Annotated in this window: 16 protein-coding genes; 9 read left to right on the top strand and 7 right to left on the bottom strand. The window is 67.8% G+C overall.

Annotated elements, in window-relative coordinates; genetic code table 11:
* The first annotated feature begins 106 nt into the window (after positions 1-106).
* Positions 107-1,108 (top strand): NADP-dependent oxidoreductase, encoded by a 1,002-nt coding sequence (locus AC1DER_RS04655; RefSeq protein WP_477245208.1) that lies wholly within the window; start codon positions 107-109, stop codon positions 1,106-1,108.
* 631 nt (positions 1,109-1,739) lie between these two features.
* On the opposite strand, the gene AC1DER_RS04650 is transcribed toward AC1DER_RS04655, so the two are convergent.
* Positions 1,740-2,696: a formylglycine-generating enzyme family protein gene (locus AC1DER_RS04650; RefSeq protein WP_477245210.1), complete on the bottom strand. Its 957-nt coding sequence runs from the start codon at positions 2,694-2,696 to the stop codon at positions 1,740-1,742.
* 208 nt (positions 2,697-2,904) lie between these two features.
* A complete protein-coding gene (gene rnd / locus AC1DER_RS04645; protein WP_477245212.1) occupies positions 2,905-4,026 on the bottom strand; it encodes a ribonuclease D in 1,122 nt (373 codons plus the stop codon).
* Positions 4,027-4,112: 86 nt separating this feature from the next.
* Here rnd and AC1DER_RS04640 point away from each other — a divergent pair, with 86 nt between their 5' ends.
* Complete coding sequence (locus AC1DER_RS04640) at positions 4,113-5,966, top strand: SUMF1/EgtB/PvdO family nonheme iron enzyme (RefSeq protein ID WP_477357696.1); 1,854 nt, start codon at positions 4,113-4,115, stop codon at positions 5,964-5,966.
* A 77-nt stretch (positions 5,967-6,043) separates the two neighbouring features.
* Positions 6,044-6,967 carry a M48 family metallopeptidase gene (locus tag AC1DER_RS04635; RefSeq protein WP_477245216.1) on the top strand — a complete coding sequence of 308 codons (924 nt, stop codon included), beginning with the start codon at positions 6,044-6,046 and terminating at the stop codon, positions 6,965-6,967.
* Between the two features lie 23 nt (positions 6,968-6,990).
* Here the strand turns inward: AC1DER_RS04635 and phaR are convergent, their stop codons facing one another.
* The 3 genes from phaR to gluQRS form a co-directional block, all read right to left on the bottom strand.
* Complete coding sequence (gene phaR, locus AC1DER_RS04630; RefSeq protein WP_477245218.1) at positions 6,991-7,494, bottom strand: polyhydroxyalkanoate synthesis repressor PhaR; 504 nt, start codon at positions 7,492-7,494, stop codon at positions 6,991-6,993.
* A gap of 144 nt (positions 7,495-7,638) precedes the next feature.
* Positions 7,639-8,379 carry an acetoacetyl-CoA reductase gene (gene phbB / locus AC1DER_RS04625; protein WP_441814904.1) on the bottom strand — a complete coding sequence of 247 codons (741 nt, stop codon included), beginning with the start codon at positions 8,377-8,379 and terminating at the stop codon, positions 7,639-7,641.
* 81 nt (positions 8,380-8,460) lie between these two features.
* Positions 8,461-9,399, bottom strand: a complete 939-nt coding sequence (gene gluQRS / locus AC1DER_RS04620; RefSeq protein ID WP_477245287.1) for a tRNA glutamyl-Q(34) synthetase GluQRS — start codon at positions 9,397-9,399, stop codon at positions 8,461-8,463.
* A 112-nt stretch (positions 9,400-9,511) separates the two neighbouring features.
* Between gluQRS and htpX the strand changes: the two genes are divergently transcribed.
* The gene (htpX, locus tag AC1DER_RS04615; RefSeq protein ID WP_477245221.1) at positions 9,512-10,417 is read left to right on the top strand and encodes a protease HtpX; all 906 of its coding nucleotides are present in this window, start codon (positions 9,512-9,514) and stop codon (positions 10,415-10,417) included.
* A gap of 99 nt (positions 10,418-10,516) precedes the next feature.
* Here htpX and AC1DER_RS04610 read toward each other — a convergent pair whose 3' ends face one another.
* A complete protein-coding gene (locus AC1DER_RS04610) occupies positions 10,517-12,589 on the bottom strand; it encodes a GGDEF/EAL domain-containing response regulator (protein ID WP_477245223.1) in 2,073 nt (690 codons plus the stop codon).
* Between the two features lie 221 nt (positions 12,590-12,810).
* The gene (gene epmB, locus AC1DER_RS04605) at positions 12,811-13,911 is read right to left on the bottom strand and encodes an EF-P beta-lysylation protein EpmB (protein WP_477245225.1); all 1,101 of its coding nucleotides are present in this window, start codon (positions 13,909-13,911) and stop codon (positions 12,811-12,813) included.
* Positions 13,912-14,033: 122 nt separating this feature from the next.
* Here epmB and efp point away from each other — a divergent pair, with 122 nt between their 5' ends.
* The 5 genes from efp to AC1DER_RS04580 all read left to right on the top strand — a co-directional run bounded on the left by efp (position 14,034) and on the right by AC1DER_RS04580 (position 18,297).
* A complete protein-coding gene (efp, locus tag AC1DER_RS04600) occupies positions 14,034-14,600 on the top strand; it encodes an elongation factor P (protein WP_441814900.1) in 567 nt (188 codons plus the stop codon).
* A gap of 122 nt (positions 14,601-14,722) precedes the next feature.
* Positions 14,723-16,066, top strand: coding sequence for a TRZ/ATZ family hydrolase (locus AC1DER_RS04595; RefSeq protein WP_477245228.1), 1,344 nt, complete (start codon positions 14,723-14,725; stop codon positions 16,064-16,066).
* Between the two features lie 43 nt (positions 16,067-16,109).
* A complete protein-coding gene (ubiG, locus tag AC1DER_RS04590; protein WP_477245230.1) occupies positions 16,110-16,835 on the top strand; it encodes a bifunctional 2-polyprenyl-6-hydroxyphenol methylase/3-demethylubiquinol 3-O-methyltransferase UbiG in 726 nt (241 codons plus the stop codon).
* 23 nt (positions 16,836-16,858) lie between these two features.
* Positions 16,859-17,536 (top strand): phosphoglycolate phosphatase, encoded by a 678-nt coding sequence (locus AC1DER_RS04585; RefSeq protein WP_477245232.1) that lies wholly within the window; start codon positions 16,859-16,861, stop codon positions 17,534-17,536.
* On the top strand, positions 17,533-18,297 hold the full coding sequence (locus tag AC1DER_RS04580; protein ID WP_477245234.1) for a phytoene/squalene synthase family protein: 765 nt from the start codon (positions 17,533-17,535) through the stop codon (positions 18,295-18,297). Before AC1DER_RS04585 ends, AC1DER_RS04580 begins: the two co-directional genes overlap by 4 nt.
* Positions 18,298-18,343 lie beyond the last annotated feature (46 nt).

Genomic DNA, 18,343 nt, shown 5'->3' with positions numbered 1-18,343 from the left:
GCATCATACTCGCAACTACCGAGGTCAGCGGCTTGACCATCGATTCAACCAACCGGCGATGACTCAACGGACATCGTGTCCTTCGTCTTACCAAGAGAAACGCATCGTGAAAGCCTTCATCCTCGATCGCTATGGCAGAACAGGTGGCGCACGGATCGGCGACATTCCGGAGCCGGAGCTGCGCGAAGACGACGTCCTGGTCCAAGTCCACGCCGCCGGCGTGAACGTCCTGGACTCCAAGATCCGCAACGGCGAGTTCAAACTTCTCCTGCCGTATCGCCTGCCCCTTGTCCTAGGCAATGACGTGGCGGGCGTGGTGGTACGCGTCGGATCCCGCGTGCGGCGCTTCAGGCCCGGCGACGAAGTCTATGCGCGGCCGGAAACATTCCGCATGGGCGCGTTTGCCGAACGAATCGCGATGAGCGAAGCCGCGGTGGCGATCAAGCCCAAGCCGCTTAGCATGGTAGAAGCGGCGTCCGTCCCGCTCGTCGCCCTGACCGCCTGGCAGGTGCTGGTCGATAGGGCGAACGTGCAGGAAGGCCAGAAGGTCTTCATCCACGCCGGCTCCGGCGGTGTGGGCGCCGTAGCTATCCAGCTTGCGAAGCATCTGGGCGCGTTCGTGGCGACCACGACGAGCACTGCCAATGTGGAGTGGGTGAAAGGCCTCGGCGCTGACGTGGTCATTGACTATCGTAAAGACGATTTCGCAACCGTTCTGCGGGATTACGACGTGGTGGTGAACAGTCTGGGCGCCGACGCACTCGAGAAATCGCTGCTGGTGCTGAAACCCGGCGGAAAGTTGATCTCGATCTCGGGTCCACCGGACCCCGCATTTGCCAAGGGCATCAGAGCGTCCTGGTTCCTGCGGCAGGTCATTCGCCTACTGAGCCATCGCATCCGCAGACAGGCCAAGCGCCGCGGCGTGACCTATTCGTTTCTCTTCATGAAAGAGAGCGGAGATCAGCTGCGCGAAATCAGCACGCTTATCGATCTTGGAATCATCCGGCCCGTCGTGGACCGGGTATTCCCACTCGAATCCATCGACGAAGCCATGGCATACGTAGACACGGGACGCGCGAAGGGCAAGGTTGTCGTCAAGGTTCGTTAGGCGCTTTTCTCGCCGCCACAAGGGCACGGTGTCCGATTCGGGTTCGGCCTAGATCATCGAACCGAACGGTATGTCAGCGCGAATATGAGCCAGGAAGAAGCGTCAGCGCCGGACCTCATGGCAAACTTGCTGGCGATCGAGATTCTCGTTTGCCTTGAGCGGTTGCGTGTTGCACGACAGGTCCGCCCGCCGAATAGCTGCCTGATATCTCGGGGGTAGACCATTCAGTGTGAGGGTCTGCATAGCACCCGGTGCACACGGCGATGACAATCACTGGAAGCAGACACAGAATCCGCACTGTCCCTCCTACGCCCCGGTTAGTTCGGCCGGCGTTGCATGCCTGCTGGTGACCGCTATCGGCTAGAAGCCGACGCCTTCCGGGTGATGCGCGCAAGCACCACCCCCGTGATGCCAAGAACCAGCGCATAGACCATGTAAGCCTGGCTCGGGTTCAAGCCGTCCCATCGCCCCGATGCGGATGATCCGCCCCCAAACACCGTTTTTCGGGAGGAGGTGTCCCAACCTGGCACTTACAGCCACTTACGGGAACACCGGCGCACCTTCGAGCATTGCGAAGGTCCCGTGCTCCCAGCACGAGAGGTCGTCTACCAGGCAGTTCAGCGCCGCTGTATCACTTAGCCATGACCCGCACCAATCGGAAACCGATTGAGTCGTCCCTGGCCCCGGCCGAATACCGCATTCGGTTTGCTGACCGGGTGTCTTTCGCTGTCGTGCCCCAGGAACCCCCTCGGGTGATGCGCTTGTCGCATCCCCTCGCGAGCTGTGCACTGCCATCCGTCGGTGCGTGAAAGTAATCTGGCGCGCCGCAATCCAGTGTCCACTCGTTGACGTTCCCCATCACGTCATGCAGCCCGAACGCATTGGGCCGATAGGCTCCGACAGGAGCCGTGTGCTGCGATCCATCGTCGCAATGCGCCAACTGGGCATCCGGATACTTCTTTGCGAAGTTCACGTCACCATTGTTGGCGTCCTTGCAGCCGTCGTCTGCGCTGTCGCCCCAGGGATACGCGTGCTGGCTGCCGGTGCGCGCCACGTACTCCCATTCCGCCTCGGTAGGCAATCGATAGGCTCCGCCTGTCTGCACATTGATCCAGTCAACGTAGGCTTGAGCATCCTCCCAACTCACGCACACGACCGGATGGTTCGGCGCCTGTGAGAACCCGGGATCGAGATAGGTCGTGGCGGCATCAGGTTGCCAGTCGTTGATCTTCACCCTGTCGGTTATGCAGTCGCCGCCGACTGCCCGCTTGGACGCGGCAGTGAAGTCGAGGTACTGCGCCAGTGTCACTTCGTAGACACTGACTGCAAGCACGTAGTCGATTGACACGCGGTGGAGCGGTGCTTCGTCTTTTCCACGGCCCGGTTCTGAATCCGGCGAACCCATTTCAAAGTGTCCGCGCGGCACGATGACCATCACCGGGCACTGCGCGCACTCCTGGAATGTCACCCCCGCTTCACCGCGGCGCATTGCGTCATTTACAGCCTCCTTTGTCGTCAACGGAGCGGCCGCGACCGCGACGGAAATGAGAAGCTGCACCAGGATGAAATACCATGCGTTCAGACGCATATGCCGACGCTGCAAGCCAGGGAAGCGCTGGATTGTAGGTAACCGCGAGTGAGGAGTTTGCATCCGCCCCATGGGCCGATTCCCGCGGCAAGAAGAATTCCCACTTGACGGCCCCCGCCGGCCTGCCTGCAAATCGGCACTGTCGCGGCCGGATTGTGGCGTTCTCGATCGGGGGCACCGAATAGTCCGGTAGCCCCGGGGCCTGGGCCTAGTCCTGCGCCGCCAGCAACGGCGCAATGCCCGGCTCGAGCGCTTCACGCCGCCAACCCGACAGCGCCTCCGGCCATTCGCCGCGATCGAGCAGCGCTTCAAGCCAGCGACGCGAAGCCAGCACGCCATCGGGCAGCCCGAGTTCGGCACTGCGCGCGGCAACGGCGTCCTGCAGCTTGCGCAACCGCTGCTTGTCGCGGTTGTCGCCCTGGTTGGCGTCGGGCGCATCGGCCTCATCGGCCAACGTTGTGTTCAACGCAGCCCACACCGCATCGCCGAGCTTGCGCGGCGCCTTCGGATGCGCGTCGAGATCGCGCTGCAACCCGGTGCGATCCATCGGCGGATTGCGCGCAAGGTTGACGGCCAGTTCGTTGTCGAGGATCCAGTTGCGCGGGCGGTCGTTGTCGCGCGCGTACGTGTCGCGCCAGCGCAGCAGGCGCAACAGGCGCAGCTGGGCGTCGCGCTCGAGGAACTGGGCGCTGCGCATGGTCGCGTGCGGCCAGCGTTCCGGGCCTTCGTTCTCGGCGTTGACGACGGTGCGCACGGCGTCTTCGGCCAGCCATTGGCTGCGCTCCAGTTCCTGCAGGCGGTGCTGCAGCTGGTCGTGCATTTCGAACAGGTGGCGCACGTCGTCGGCGGCGTATTCGAGCTGGGCCGCCGACAGCGGGCGACGCAGCCAGTCCGAGCGCGTCTCGCCCTTGGCCAGGGTGATGCCGGTGAGTTGCTCGACCAGTTTCTGGTAGCCCACACCGGCGCCGATGCCGGCCAGTGCGGCCGCCAGCTGGGTGTCGAACAGCGGCTTGGGCACGACGCCGCAGGAATGCTTGAAAGCCACCAGGTCTTCGCTGGGGCTGTGCATGACCTTGACGATGGACTCGTCGGCCAGGATCGGCGTCAGCGCGGCCAGGATGCCCGGCGCCAGCGGATCGACCAGCAGGATGTCCGGCTCGTCGCTTCCCGCGCGCTCGATGGCGATCTGCACCAGCGCCAGCTGCGGCCAGTAGGTGCGCTCGCGGATGAACTCGGTGTCCAGCCCGATCCGCACCGGCGGCATGGCGCCCGGCAGCGTGGAGAAGTGGGCGCGCAGGGCGGCGGGGTCGGTGATCCAGGCGACAGGCATGTGGCGATGGTAAGCGGGTAAGGGGTCGGCAAGGTTGCCGCGGCGGGCGACAATAGCCTACTTTCGACGCACCCGAGTGACCTGGCATGTGGCGAGGAGGACGATTGCGCGCACCGCTGTTGGCTTTCGCCGCCTTGCTGGCATTGGGCTCGGGCTGTTCGCGCGAGCCCGCGGGGCCGTCCCGCGAAGCCGCCGGCGCGCGCGCGCCGATCGTGACCATCAGTGCCGACCAGGCGGTGTCGCCAGTGCCGCCGTGGCGCGCGCCGGTGGTCGAGGTCAACGACGGTAACTTCAAGGAACTCAAGACCAGGGCCGCCGCGGCGCTGAAGGAAGGTCGCCTGTCCGGCGACGCCGACGACGCGATCCCGCTGTACCTGGCGCTGCGCCGGTTTGCTCCGGACGACGCGGCGGTGGAAGCGGGGTTCCGCCGCGCCACCGCCAGCCTGCTGCGCAAGGGTGGCGAGGCGCTGGCCGCGATCGACCGAGACCCCCTGTCGCTGCGCCGTGCGCACGAGGTGGGCGCGGTCGCCCGTGCGATCGCTCCCGATGACGCCAAGGTCGCGGCCTACCTTGCACGGCTGGACCGCGCCGACCAGGCGCAGGAGGCGAACCGGCTTGGCGAAGAGGCGATCAATGAAGGCCGCCTCGGCGTGGATGGCGGCAAGGACACCGCGCTGGCCTACTTCAACCAGGCACTGGAACTGCGCCCGGGCGATCAGCGCGCCAACCAGGGCATCGCCGCGGTGGAAAGCGCGCTGATCCGCCGCGCCGAAGTCGCCGCCGACCACGACGACTACCCCGGCGCACAGCGCGAGCTCGACACCGCAGCGAAAGTGCGGCCGGGTTTCTCCAGCGTGGACGACGCGCGCGCCCGCGTGGCGATGCAGCGCATCGCCCGCGTCAACGCCCTGCGCGACGCCGGCGTGGCCGTGCTGACCCGCAACGCCGGCGTCGACGAAGCCCGGCGCCTGCTGGCGGTGCTGTTGCGGATCGCCCCGGCGGGCGACCCGGCCGCGCGCGAGCTGCGCGAACGCATCGACCTGGCCACGCATTACGGCCTGTTCCGGCCCGGCCAGGCCTTCACCGACGCAATGCAGGGCGGTGGTCGCGGGCCGCAACTGGTGGTGATCCCGCACGGCGCGTTCCGCATGGGCGCGCCGGAGGGCGAGATCGATTCCAGCGACGCCGAGCGGCCGCTGCGCAACATCCGCTTCGAGCGCGGGCTGGCGATGTCGCGCACCGAGATAACCGTTGGCGAGTTCCGTCGCTTCATGGCCGCGACCAAGCATCGCGCGCGCGCCAGCCGGCGCGGTTACTCCAATGCCTACGACGAGCGCAGTGGCAATTTCGTCCGTCGCGGCAACGTCGACTGGCAGTCCGATTACGCCGGCAATCCGGCCCGCGACGACCTGCCGGTGATCCACGTCAGCGCCAAGGACGCCCAGGCCTATGCCGAGTGGCTGTCGGCGCAGACCGGGCAGCGCTACCGCCTGCCCAGCGAGGCCGAGTTCGAATACGCACTGCGCGCCGGCAATGCCCGCCGCTACCCCTGGGGCGATGGCACGCCGCCGGTGCGCGCGGGCAACTTCACCGGCGGCCTGGATGTCTCGCCGAGCGGGCGCCGCTGGCAGAACGCGTTCGCCGGCTACGGCGACGGCGCCTGGGGACCGGCGCCGGTTGGCAGCTACCGGGCCAATGCATTCGGCGTTCACGACCTGTCGGGCAACGTCAGCGAGTGGGTTGCCGACTGCTGGCACGACACCTACCGGCGCGCGCCCCGCGACGGCGCGGCCTGGCTCAACCCCGGTTGCCGTTCGAGGGTGATACGCGGCGGTTCGTGGGCGAGCTCGCCGGCGCAGACGCGTTCGGCGTGGCGGCAGGGCAGTGACGGCAATGTCACCAGTGCGCGCATCGGTTTCCGGGTGGTGCGCGAGATCTGAGCGGACGGCATGAACTTCACGCACGAGCTGCACACAAGCTGCACGACACAATCCAGGACGGATGAGGAGAGGGCGCGATGAGGACCGATCCCTTTGGTGGTGCGCAACAGCAGGGCCGGCCGCGGCGTGGCTTCGGTGGCATGCGCTGGTGGATCCTGATCCTCTTTGCCGGCTATGCCGCGTGGCAGTGGTTCGGCAGCGCCAAGGTCGACCCCTACACCGGCGAGACCGCGCACTACGGCACCACCGCCGAGGAAGAAGTGCAGTTGGGGTCCCAGGCCTTCCAGCAGGTGCTCGGCGACGCCAACGCGCAGGGCGCGCTGTTGCCCGCCAACGCCCAGGTCAGCCAGCAGATCCGCGAGATCGCCCAGCGCCTGATCGCGCGCGTTCCGCAGGTCACCGCGGCGCTGGCCGCGCAAAACAAGCAGGACGTGCCGGTCGACCACCAGGCGTTCCAGTGGGACGTGGCGGTGATCCAGTCCGACCAGGTCAACGCGTTCTGCCTGCCGGGCGGCAAGATGGCGGTCTACACCGGCCTGTTGCCCGTGGCCAAGACCCAGGACGCGATGGCGGTGGTGATGGGCCACGAGATCGCCCACGCGCTGCTGCGCCATGGTTCGCAGCGCATGGCCCAGCAGAAGCTGGTGCAGATGGGGCAGATGGCCGCCGGCATGGCGGTCGGCGGGATGGACCCGGGCCAGCAGCAGGCGATCATGGCCGCGCTAGGAGCCGGCGCGCAGTACGGTTTGATCCTGCCGTACGGCCGCAATCACGAGACCCAGGCCGACAAGGTCGGTCTGATGCTGGCCGCGGCGGCCTGCTACGACCCGCACGAAGCGATCCCGCTGTGGCAGCGCATGTCCGCGCTGGAAGGCGGCGGGCGCCCGCCGGAGTTCGCCTCGACCCACCCGGATCCGGCCAATCGCATCCAGGTGCTGCAGTCGCTGATGCCGCAGGCGGAGCAGTTCCGCGCGCAGTTCTGCGGCAATCAGGGGAAGTGAAGGTGCCCCGTCCCCCCTGACGCTTAGCGCTTGGTATCGGCCTTGGGCTTGCTGCTGTTAGCTGCGCCCGGCGGCGTCGGGCTCTGGCCGACGTTGCTCGACAGGTTGCGCTGGAGCTCGTTCCACATCGCCAGGTTGCGTTCGGTGAGCTGGTTCATCAGCGCCCACGGGGTCTGGCCGAGGATGCCGCCCATCTGGTTGCGGAACTGCTGCTGCTGGTCGAGGAAGACCTGCATCGAGCGCTCCAGGTAGCTGCCCATGAAGCCCTGCAACGAATCCCCGTAGAAACGGATGATCTGGCTCAGCAGCTGGGTCGACAGGACCGGTTCGCCGTCCTGCTCGTGCTCGGCAATGATCTGCAGCAGCACCTGCCGCGTGAGGTCGTCGCCGGAGCGCGCATCGCGCACTTCGAACTCCTCGCCATCGACGATCAGCTGTCGCACATCCTCGATGGTGATGTAACTGGAAATTTCAGTGTCGTAGAGCCGGCGGTTCGGATACTTCTTGATGACGCGCATCGATGCCATGGAGCATTGGCTCTAAATCGTGGTGCTTCGCAGCATGGCTCAGGCCGGCAGGGCTTGCAACAGGCGGATGACAGGTTGGCAGGTGAATGGGGACAGTGTTGCTGGCTGAGCGGGAATCCGTTCTCCCGGTTCCCGCTCCATTCCTCACCAGCCCATATGGTGGCCGCCGTTGATGTCGAGGTTGGAGCCGGTGATCCAGGCCGCTTCCTCGGCGACCAGGAAGCCGACCGCGTAGGCGATCTCGTTGGGCGTGCCCAGGCGGCCGGTCGGGATCTCGGCCACGATTTTGGCGCGGACTTCCTCCGGCACCGACATCACCATGTCGGTCGCCACGTAACCCGGCGATACCGTGTTGACGGTGATGCCGAAGCGGGCGTTCTCGCGCGCCAGCGAAATGGTGAAGCCGTGCATGCCGGCCTTGGCCGCGGCGTAGTTGGCCTGGCCGTACTGGCCCTTGAGGCCGTTGATCGAGCTGATCTGCACGATCCGGCCCCATTTGCGCTCGCGCATGCCTTCGATCACCGGCCGGGTGACGTTGAAGCAGGAGTTGAGGTTGGTGCCGATCACTTCGTTCCACTGCATCGGTGTCATGCGGTGGAAGGTCGAATCGCGGGTGATGCCGGCGTTGTTGACCAGCACCTCGATCGGGCCGAGGTCGCGTTCGATCTGCTCGATCAGCGCCTGCGCCTGCTCGGGCGAGGACACGTCGCCCGGGGCGAGCGCGACCTCGACACCGGCCTCGCGCATCTTCTCCTGCCAGGCGCGCGCGCGGCCTTCGTCACGGTAGTTGGTGGCGACCCGATGACCCGTCTGTGCCAGGCGCTGGACGATCGAACTGCCGATGCCACCGGTTCCGCCGGTGACCAGGGCTACGCGTGACTGCATGGTGTCTCTCCTGAGAGTGCCGGACCGCTCGGGCCGCGGCCGGTCGATTGGATTCTAGGGCGTTGGAAGCTGCAGCAAAGGTCAGTTGCCATCGCCTGCCTCCATCTGCGCCATGGTGACGGACGCAAATGACAACTCGCGCCCGGGCGACGGCTCGGCCGCGTCCGCAGCCGGGATCCTCGCCGGCACGAACGCGCTGACGGCGCGGGCGAGCAGATCGTCCAGACCACCGGCATCGGCCAGCACGGCCGGCTCCTGGCCCAGGCGCTGCCAGGCCGCGCGCAGGGCCGGCAACGGGTCGTCGCGGTCGACCGGCTGGGCTGCGTCGGACTTGGACAGCTTGCGCCCGTCCGGCCCGAGCACCAGCGGCAGGTGGGCATGGCGCGGCGTCGGCAGGCCAAGCGCCCGCTGCAGCAGGATCTGGCGCGGGGTCGAATCGAGCAGGTCGGCGCCGCGGACGACATCGGTGATGCCCTGCGCGGCATCGTCGACGACCACCGCCAGCTGATAGGCCCAGAAGCCGTCGGCGCGCCGCAGCACGAAGTCGCCGACGGTGCTGGCCACGTCCTGGCGGTAGTGGCCGACGATCAGATCGTCGAACTCGACCACGCTGCCGTCGGCGACGCGCAGGCGCACCGCCGGGTCCGGGCGTGGCGGCCGCGCCACGCAGGTGCGATGCACGCCGCCGGCGACGGCCAGGTCGGTGCGGCTGCAATGGCAGAGGAAAGCGCGGTCCTGCTCGAGCAGGCGGTCGATCGCGGCCTGATAAAGAGCGCCGCGCCGGCTCTGCCAGAGGATGTCCTCGTCGGAATGCAGGCCGAACGCGGTGAGGGTATCGAGCTGGCGCGGGGCGGCGCCGGCGACCTCGCGCGGCGGGTCCAGGTCCTCGACACGGACCAGCCAGCGGCCACCGGCCTGGCGCGCCAGCAGCCAGCTGCCGAAGGCGGCCAGGAGCGAGCCAAAGTGGAGGTCGCCGGTGGGCGAGGGCGCGAAGCGGCCGCGGTAATGGGCAGGCGTCAGGGACACTGCGGACTCGTCAGGCAAAGCGTTCGCGTGCGGTTTCACTTGAATTCAACGCCAGCGTGCCACATTTTTCGTAGGTAACGCGCATGGTGCGCGAAAGGTTCCAGTCATGTTCAAACGCATCGCCCTGTTTCTCGCCACCAACCTGGCGGTCCTGGCCCTGCTCAGCGTCGTCATGGCCGTGCTGCAAAGCATGGGCATCCGTCTGGAAGGGACCGGACAATTGCTGGTCTTCGCCGCCGTGTTCGGCTTCGGCGGTTCGCTGATCTCGCTGATGACGTCCAAGTGGATCGCCAAGCGCAGCACCGGCGCCCACGTCATCGAACAGCCGCGCAACGAGTCCGAGCAGTGGCTGGTCGACACCGTGCGCCGCCAGGCCGAAGCGGCCGGCATCAAGATGCCGGAAGTGGCCATCTACGACGGTCCGGAAATCAACGCCTTCGCCACCGGCCCGAGCCGCAACAACTCGCTGGTCGCCGTGTCGACCGGCCTGCTGCGCGCGATGAACCGCGACGAAGCCGAAGCGGTGCTCGGCCATGAAGTCAGCCACGTCGCCAACGGCGACATGGTGACGATGGCGTTGATCCAGGGCGTGCTCAACACGTTCGTGATCGTGCTCGCGCGCGTGGTCGGCCGCGTCATCGACAGCTACCTCAGCGGCAACCGCGAAGGCGGCCCGGGCATCGGCTACTACGTGATCGTGTTCGTGCTCGACATGATCTTCGGCCTGTTCGCCAGCATGATCGCGATGTGGTTCTCGCGTCACCGCGAGTTCCGCGCCGACGCCGGCGGCGCCCGCCTGGCCGGCCGCGACAAGATGATCGCCGCGCTGCAGCGCCTGTCGCAGACCTACGGTGAAAGCACGCTGCCCAAGACCGTCCAGGCCTTCGGCATCAGCGGCGCCGTCGGCCACGGCCTGCGCAGGCTGCTGATGAGCCACCCGCCGCTGGAAGAGCGCATCCAGACGCTGCGCAATGCGCCGGTCGAGCAGGTGCGCGGTACCGTGGTTAGCTGAATGTTGAGCTGAATGACGAGCTGATCGCCGCATGGCGCCGGAACGAAAAAGCCCGCCAGTTGGCGGGCTTTTTTTGTGTCCGCAGGCGATTTCGCGCGGTCAGAACTCGTAGTCCATGGTGGGCCCCGGGGGCGCCAGGAAGTTGCCCTGGGCGTAGTCGATTCCCGCACCGAACAGGATGCTCATGCTGCCCGCATCCTGGACGAACTCGGCGATGGTGATCTTGCCCAGCTCGCGTGCCTTCTCGGCGATCTCGCGGATACGCTGCTGATGGTCCGGATTGCCGGTGAGATCCTCCATGTAGCTGCGGTCGATCTTCAGCAGCGCCGCGTCGAAATGGCTCAGCAACTGGAACGAGTTGAGGCCCACGCCGAACTGCTCCAGGCCCACGCGCACGCCATAGCCGGCGACCTTGGCCTGGAACTCCTGCGCCGCGCGCAGATGCGTGAACACCTTCGATTCCGGCAACTGCAGGACCAGCAGGCTGCCGTCGGCGCCATGGCGCGCCAACTGCTCCTGGATGAACACCTGAAGAGTGTTGTCCTGCAGCGAAGCCTGGGTGATCTTGACCAGCATCGTCGTCTGCCGGCCCGCGCGCATGCGCTCACCGATGACGGCGATGGCCCGGCCCACCACCCAGCGATCGATCTCCCACAGCAGGCCGTGTTCCTCGGCGATCTGCAGGAAGGTCAACGGCGGCACCAGCTCGCCGTGCTCGCCGCGCAGGCGCAGGTAGGCCTCGTACATCTCGATCGGCTCGCCGTGCAGGCCGATCAGCGGCTGATAGTCCATGACGAAGCGGTCGGCATCGAGCGCCTCGCGAATGCGCGCGACCCAGGCCTCGACCCGCTCTTCCTCGGCGCGATCGGCTGCGCCCGGATCGAACAGGTCGGTGCGGTTGCCACCGACGCCACTGGCCGACTGCATGCACTGGCTGGCCTTGCCGAGCACCGCGGTGATGCTGGCGATCTTCTCGCCAATCAGCACGCCGCCAATGCTGACGGTGGTGCTGAGCGAGCGGTCGGCCGTCTCCAGCACATGGTCGGCGAACGCACTGCGCAGGCTTTCGGCCAGGCCCATGCTGCGCTTGTGGTCGCTGTTGCTGGTGAGCACCGCGAACTGGTGCTCGCCAAAGCGCGCGGCGACGTCGTCCGGACCCAGTGCGGCGCGCAGGCGCTGCGCCATCGCCGCGATCAGCGAGTCCGCGGCGTCCAGGCCGATGTCCTGGAGCAGGCGGTTGAAGTGGTCCGGCTCGACCAGCAGCAGGCCATGATGGGTGGCGTTCTGCGCGGCGTCGGCGACGGCGTCCTCGAGCGCACGCAGGAACGTGGCGCGGTTGAGCAGGCCGGTGACCTGGTCGCGCTGGCGCAGCTCCTCGACCTCGCGGGCGAGTTCGGGATCGATCTCCTGCCGGCGCAGGATCACCTGCAGGCAGGATTCGCCCTCGTAGCTGGCCTGGGTGAATTCCATGACCGCGGCGAAATGGCTGCCATCCAGCGTCCGCGCCTCGGTTTCGTGGCGCGGCGGGGCCTCGCCCTTGCCGATCTGCTTGAGCAGCTGCTTGAACCCTTCGACCCGCTGCGGGGCGATCAGGTCGAGCAGCGACATGCCTTCGATGTCCTCGAAGGTCTCGAAGCCGAAGATCTCCAGGTACGCCGGATTGGCGCGGATGTGCATGCCTTCGTGGATGTAGGCGATCGGCTCGCGCGAGGAGTCGATCAGCGCATCGCAGCGGCGTTCGGTCTCGCGGACCTGGGCTTCCAGGCGGCGCAGCGCACGGCGTGCCTCCAGGTCGGCCCATTCGCGGCGGACCCGGCTCTGGATGTGGTCGGGGTGGCCGCGCAGGATCACGCCGCGGGCACCGATGGTGAACATCTCGAGCAGGCGGGTGTCGTCGATGCTGTCGATCAGCATCAGCACCGGCAGGTCCTTGCCGCTGGCATCGACGGCCTGCATCACCTTGGTGATCGGCACGCCACGCGCTTCGCGCGCCGCCAGCACGAGGTCCGGCGGGTGTTGCCCGATCATGGTGGCCAGTTCGCCATCGTTTTCCGGTCGCGATGGTCGAACCGCGATACCGCTGTTACGCAGGCCGCTGACGATGGCCTCGGCTGCCTCGACGCTGTCGTCGACGATCAGCAGGCGCAGCGCCGTGTCTTTGCCGAATTGCATTGCGTCACCTCCCCAAGCCGGTTTTATGACACGAACCGCCGGATGAGTCCACGCGGCAGCGACGAAAACGGGATTGGCGACGGGGTTTTGCAGGCAAGGTCATCGTCCGGATTTGCGGCGTGGCGGGGAGGGCGTTCAAGAAAACACATGGAAACGCCGGGGGGCAATCGTGGCGCCGTCCGGCTACCCCCGAATGACAGCCGGCGCTGCAACAGCCCGCGCTACAACGGCTGGCCGTGGAGCGGGCGCTTGCCGGTGTCGCCCGCGACCTCGCGCACCAGCCGCGGTACCAGGTAGCCCGACAGGCGTGCCGCCAGTTCGCCATGCAGGCGCAGCGCGGTTTCGTCGCTGACCTCGAAATGGGCCGACCCCTGCACGCGGTCGAGCTGGTGCAGGTAGTAGGGCAGGACGCCGGCGGCCAGGCCGCGCTCGCTCAGGTCGGCCAGGGCATCGACGGAGTCGTTCACCCCGCGCAGCAGGACCGCCTGGTTCAACAGCGTCGCGCCGGCGCCGCGCAGTCGCGCCAGGGCTTCATCGACCTGGGCGTCGAACTCGTTGGCGTGATTGGCATGCAGGACCACCGTGACCGGCCAGGGCAGGGCCCTCAGCCAGGCCAGCAGGGGCTCGTCGACCCGCTCGGGCAACACCACCGGCAGGCGCGTGTGCACGCGCAGGCGCTTGAGGTGCCGGACCCGGGCCAGGGCGTCGGTCAGTTCGGCCAGCTTCGGCGTGGCCAGCGACCAGGGATCGCCACCGGAGAGGATGACCTCCTCAATGCCATCGTCCTGCGCGATCAGCGCCACCGCCTCGCGCCAGCCGGCGGCGGCTGCGGTCTCCTCGGCGTAAGGGAAATGGCGGCGGAAGCAGTAGCGGCAATGGATCGCGCAACTGCCGGTGGTGACCAGCAGGGCCCGGCCGCGGTACTTGCGGATCACGCCGTGGCCGGCCTTCGCCGCGCCGTCCCCGACCGCATCGAGGCTGAAGCCCGGCATCGGCTGCATCTCCGCGTCCAGGGGCAGCACCTGACGGAGCAGCGGATCGTCGCGGTCGCCGTGGCGCATGCGGGCGATGAACCCGCGCGGGACCCGCAGCGGAAACTGCGCGGCGGCCGCGTCGGAGATGTTCGACGCCAGGCCTTCCGACCCCAGGTCCTTCGACTCCAGGCCCAGCAGCGCCAGCAGCTCGCGCGGGTCGCGCACGGCCTCACGCCAGAGCTGTTGCCAGCGCGGCGCGGGAGGGGTGTGCGATGGGGCGAGCAAGGGGGCGAGCAAGGGGGCGTGCGAGGAGGCGTGCTGCATGGGGGTGGGGGCTGCGGGTATCATGTCGGACCGGTTTTTCTTGCGCCGTGGCCCCAGGGCCGGGCACAACAACCCGACATTCTAGCCTCCGCCGCCATTGCGGCGGGCCGGCGCCAATACTTATTCATCTAGCAGGAGTTGCACCCATGGCCAGTTTGGGCATGAACGACGTCAAGAACGGCCAGAAGATCCTGGTCAACAACGACCCGTGCATCATCACCGACACCGAGTACGTCAAGCCGGGCAAGGGCCAGGCCTTCACCCGCGTGAAGTACCGCAGCATCAAGTCGGGCCGCGTGGTCGAAATGACCATGAAGGCGACCGACAACGTCGAGCAGGCCGACGTCGTCGACACCGACATGCAGTACCTGTATTCCGATGGCGAGTACTGGCACTTCATGAACCAGGAGTCGTTCGAGCAGGTCCAGGCCGACAAGGCCGGCATGGGCGGCGCCGAGAAGTACCTCAAGGGCGAGGAAGCCTGCGTCGTGACGCTGTGGAACGGCACCCCGATCGCGGTGCAGCCGCCGAACTTCGTCGAACTCAAGATCGTCGAGACCGACCCGGGCGTGCGCGGCGACACCTCGGGCGGCGGCGGCAAGCCGGCGACGCTGGAAACCGGCGCCGTGGTGCGGGTGCCGCTGTTCGTTGGCCAGGATGAAATCATCAAGGTCGACACCCGCTCCGGCGAATACGTCAGCCGAGTGAAGTGACGATTTGGCCCGTGGCCGCATAGCGGCCACGGCCTCGCCAAATCGTCATCCCGGCGAAAGCCGGGATCCATGGGATTTTGCCGTCATCGCGGCGAAGCCCGGGATCCAGTCAAAGGAAGCGCATGACCCACGACACCCGTCCCGAAGCCTGCGACCTGTTGATCGAAGCCGGATGGGTAGTGCCGGTCGAGCCGCACGGCGTGGTGCTGGAAGACCACGCGGTGGCGGTCCGCAACGGCGTCATCGTGGCGCTGCTGCCGAGCCGCGAGGCACGCACCCGCTTCATCGCTGCCGAGACCGTCTCGCGCCCGGATGCGGCGCTGATCCCCGGCCTGGTCAACGCCCACACCCACAACCCGATGACGCTGCTGCGCGGCATTGCCGACGACCTGCCGCTGATGGAATGGCTGCAGGGCCACATCTGGCCGGTCGAGGGCGCGGTGATCGGGCCGGAATTCGTTGCCGACGGCGTCGCCCTGGCCATCGCCGAGATGCTGCGCGGCGGCACCACCTGCGCCAACGAGAACTACTTCTTCCCCGACGTGCAGGCGGCGGTCTACAAGCGCCACGGTTTCCGCGCCCGCGTCGGTTTGCCGGTCATCGACTTCCCGACCGCCTGGGCCAAGTCGTCCGACGAGTACTTCGACCGCGCCGGCGAAGTCCACGACCAGTGGCGCGATGACGCCCTCGTCAGCACCACCTTCGCGCCGCATGCGCCGTACACGGTGTCGGATGCCAACTTCGAGCGCATCCGCATGCTCTCCGACCAGCTCGACGTGCCGGTGCACCTGCACACCCACGAGACCGCGCAGGAAGTCAGCGAGTCGCACGAAAAGCACGGCCAGCGCCCGTTGGCGCGACTGGACCGGCTCGGTCTGGTCAACGATCGCCTGATCGCCGTGCACATGACCCAGCTGACCGACGCCGAGATCGAGCTGTGCGCGCAGCGTGGCGTCAGCATTGCCCACTGCCCCGAATCCAACCTCAAGCTGGCCTCGGGCTTCTGCCCGATCGGCAAGCTGCAGAAGGCCGGCGTCAACATCGCCATCGGCACCGACGGCTGCGCCAGCAACAACGACCTGGACATGTTCGGCGAGACCCGCACCGCGGCGCTGCTGGCCAAGGCGGTCGCGTCCGATGCCTCGGCCTTCGACGCGGCCAGCGCGCTGCATGCGGCGACGCTTGGCGGCGCGCGCGCGCTGGGCTTCGAAAGCCAGGTCGGTTCGATCGAGGCGGGCAAGCAGGCCGACCTGGTCTGCGTCGACCTCAACCAGATCGAGACCCAGCCGCTGCACCATGTGATCTCGCAGCTGATCTACGCCACCGGCCGCCAGCAGGTCAGCGATGTCTGGATCGCCGGGCAGGCCAGGCTGCGCGGGCGGGTGCTGGTCGATCTCGACGAGCAGGCGCTGGTCGCCAACGCCAAGCAGTGGCGCACGCGGATCGCGGCGATCCGCCTGTCGTGATCCTTCTCCTGTCTTCCCCGGGAAGACGACCGAGGTCCTTAGCATGAGCGCTGCATCCCAACCCAACGACAGCAACTTCAACCAGGCCGAGCTCGACAAGTTCGGCGCGCTCGCCCAGCGCTGGTGGGACCCGCAGGGGCCGCAGAAGGCGCTGCATGCGCTCAACCCCGCGCGACTTGGTTACGTTGCCCAGCGCACCGCGTTGCAGGGCGCGCGCGTGCTCGACGTCGGCTGCGGCGCCGGCCTGCTCAGCGAAGCGATGGCGGGCGAGGGCGCACAGGTGACCGCGCTCGACCTGGCGCCGGAGCTGGTCAAGGTGGCGCGCCTACACGGACTGGAAAGCGGCATCAAGGTCGACTATCGCCTGCAGTCGGTGGAGTCGCTGGCCGAGGAGATGCCGGCGCAGTTCGATGCCATCACCTGCATGGAGATGCTCGAGCACGTCCCGGATCCGGGTTCCATCATTCGCGCCTGCACGGCATTGCTGCGTCCGGGTGGCCGCCTGTTCCTGTCCACGCTCAACCGCACGCCGGCGGCCTTCGCCCTGGCCATCGTCGGCGCCGAGTACGTCGCCGGCGTGCTGCCGCGCGGCACGCATCAGTACCGCGATTTCATCAAGCCCTCCGAGCTGGGCGCATGGCTGCGCGGCGCCGGCATGCAGCTGGAGGATGTCAGTGGCCTGATGTACGAGCCGTGGCGCAACAGCGCCCGCGTGATCTCGCGCACCGACGTCAACTACCTGGCATGCGCGCGCAAGCCGGACGCCTGACAACCCTTCCGTAAAGCCGCGCCATGCCCACGCACACTTTCCCCCGCGCCGTCCTGTTCGATCTCGACGGCACCCTGCTCGACAGCGCGCCCGACATGGTCGCGGCGATCGATGCGATGCGTGCCGCGCGCGGACAGCCGCCGATGCCGCTGGAACAGTTGCGTCCGCACGTGTCCAAGGGTGCGCGGGCGATGATCGCGGCGTCATTCCCGCAGGTCGACGAGCCGCAGCGCGAAAGCTGGATCCCCGAGTTCCTCAGCCATTACGAGCGCGAGCTCGGTCGCCATGGCCATCTGTTCGATGGCATCGACGCGATGCTGGCCGCGCTGGAAGCGGCCGGCAGCATCTGGGGCATCGTCACCAACAAGCCCGAATACCTGGCCCGCCTGCTGATGCCGGTGCTGGGCTGGGAGCAGCGCTGCGCGGTGCTGATCGGCGGCGACACGCTGGCGCGGCGCAAGCCCGATCCGTTGCCGTTGACCGTCGCCGCCGAGCGCATCGGTGTCGATCCGGCGCAGTGCGTCTACGTCGGCGACGACGAACGCGACATCCAGGCCGCACGCGCCGCCGGCATGCCGTCGGTGGTGGCGCTGTGGGGCTACCGGCTCGATGGCGACGATCCGGTGGCGTGGCAGGGCGACGTGATGATCCAGACGCCGGCCGAACTGATCGGCGCCGCGGCCTGGCCGCTGCCGCGATGAGCGGGCCGAACGAGCGCCCTGCAGCCGGCGACGACGAGGCGCTCGGCAGTTTTCTCGACAAGTTCCGCGCACGCTGGCCGGAGTGGGCGGTGGTGCAGGTATTCGTGCCGCAGGCGCAGCGCGAAGTCGCACTGGCCTGGGCAGCGCTGCTGCAGGAGCTGACCGACGCCGCCTGGGGTGGCAGCGATGCGCGCCCCGGTGAAGCCAAGCTGGCGTGGTGGGCAGAAGAGCTGCGCGGCTGGACACTCGGCGCCCGCCGCCATCCGCTCGGCATCGCCCTGCAGAGATTGCAGGCGCCATGGCTGACGTTGGCCACTGCGCTGCCGTATCTGCGCGAGAGTCGCGAGCGCCCGCGCGATCGCGACGACGCCTATGCCTCGCTGCGGCCGTTCGCGCACGCTGTCGCCGCCGTCGAGTCGGCGCTGTTCGCCGGGCTGGAGCCACCTCGTGCCGACGTCGAGTCTTCCGTCCTGAACGAGCAGGCCGAACTGACTGTCGCCGCCGGCCTGTTGTATTCGCGCCTGGCGCACGTCGGCGAGGCCGCCGCGCCACTGGCAACGCTGGCCCGGGCCGGCAGCGGGACGGTGACGAGCGCGTGGGCGGCCGAACTGCTGAAGGCTTGGCCGTCGGGCGGGGCGGCCACGCGCCCGCGCAGGCTGTGGTCGGCGCTTGCCCGCCAGCGCCTGCGCCGGGGCGACGCGGCCTTGCCGTTGCCGCCATGGAGCGCCGTGCTGAGCGCCTGGCGCGGCGCCCGCAGCTGAGGCCGGCAGGCGCTCAAGCCAGCTGCGGCCTCGCAACTCACTGTTT

The organism is Lysobacter sp. 05T417, from assembly GCF_056396405.1.
This window is presented reverse-complemented; position numbering and strand designations above follow the sequence as displayed.

What these genes read in the sequence shown, in the direction of transcription:
- AC1DER_RS04650 (WP_477245210.1), bottom strand. Translation starts at nt 2,696, where the DNA reads ATGCGTCTGAACGCATGGTATTTCATCCTGGTGCAGCTTCTCATTTCC.
- rnd (WP_477245212.1), bottom strand. Translation starts at nt 4,026, where the DNA reads ATGCCTGTCGCCTGGATCACCGACCCCGCCGCCCTGCGCGCCCACTTC.
- AC1DER_RS04640 (WP_477357696.1), top strand. Translation starts at nt 4,113, where the DNA reads ATGTGGCGAGGAGGACGATTGCGCGCACCGCTGTTGGCTTTCGCCGCC.
- AC1DER_RS04635 (WP_477245216.1), top strand. Translation starts at nt 6,044, where the DNA reads ATGAGGACCGATCCCTTTGGTGGTGCGCAACAGCAGGGCCGGCCGCGG.
- phaR (WP_477245218.1), bottom strand. Translation starts at nt 7,494, where the DNA reads ATGGCATCGATGCGCGTCATCAAGAAGTATCCGAACCGCCGGCTCTAC.
- phbB (WP_441814904.1), bottom strand. Translation starts at nt 8,379, where the DNA reads ATGCAGTCACGCGTAGCCCTGGTCACCGGCGGAACCGGTGGCATCGGC.
- htpX (WP_477245221.1), top strand. Translation starts at nt 9,512, where the DNA reads ATGTTCAAACGCATCGCCCTGTTTCTCGCCACCAACCTGGCGGTCCTG.
- AC1DER_RS04610 (WP_477245223.1), bottom strand. Translation starts at nt 12,589, where the DNA reads ATGCAATTCGGCAAAGACACGGCGCTGCGCCTGCTGATCGTCGACGAC.
- epmB (WP_477245225.1), bottom strand. Translation starts at nt 13,911, where the DNA reads ATGATACCCGCAGCCCCCACCCCCATGCAGCACGCCTCCTCGCACGCC.
- efp (WP_441814900.1), top strand. Translation starts at nt 14,034, where the DNA reads ATGGCCAGTTTGGGCATGAACGACGTCAAGAACGGCCAGAAGATCCTG.
- AC1DER_RS04595 (WP_477245228.1), top strand. Translation starts at nt 14,723, where the DNA reads ATGACCCACGACACCCGTCCCGAAGCCTGCGACCTGTTGATCGAAGCC.
- ubiG (WP_477245230.1), top strand. Translation starts at nt 16,110, where the DNA reads ATGAGCGCTGCATCCCAACCCAACGACAGCAACTTCAACCAGGCCGAG.
- AC1DER_RS04585 (WP_477245232.1), top strand. Translation starts at nt 16,859, where the DNA reads ATGCCCACGCACACTTTCCCCCGCGCCGTCCTGTTCGATCTCGACGGC.
- AC1DER_RS04580 (WP_477245234.1), top strand. Translation starts at nt 17,533, where the DNA reads ATGAGCGGGCCGAACGAGCGCCCTGCAGCCGGCGACGACGAGGCGCTC.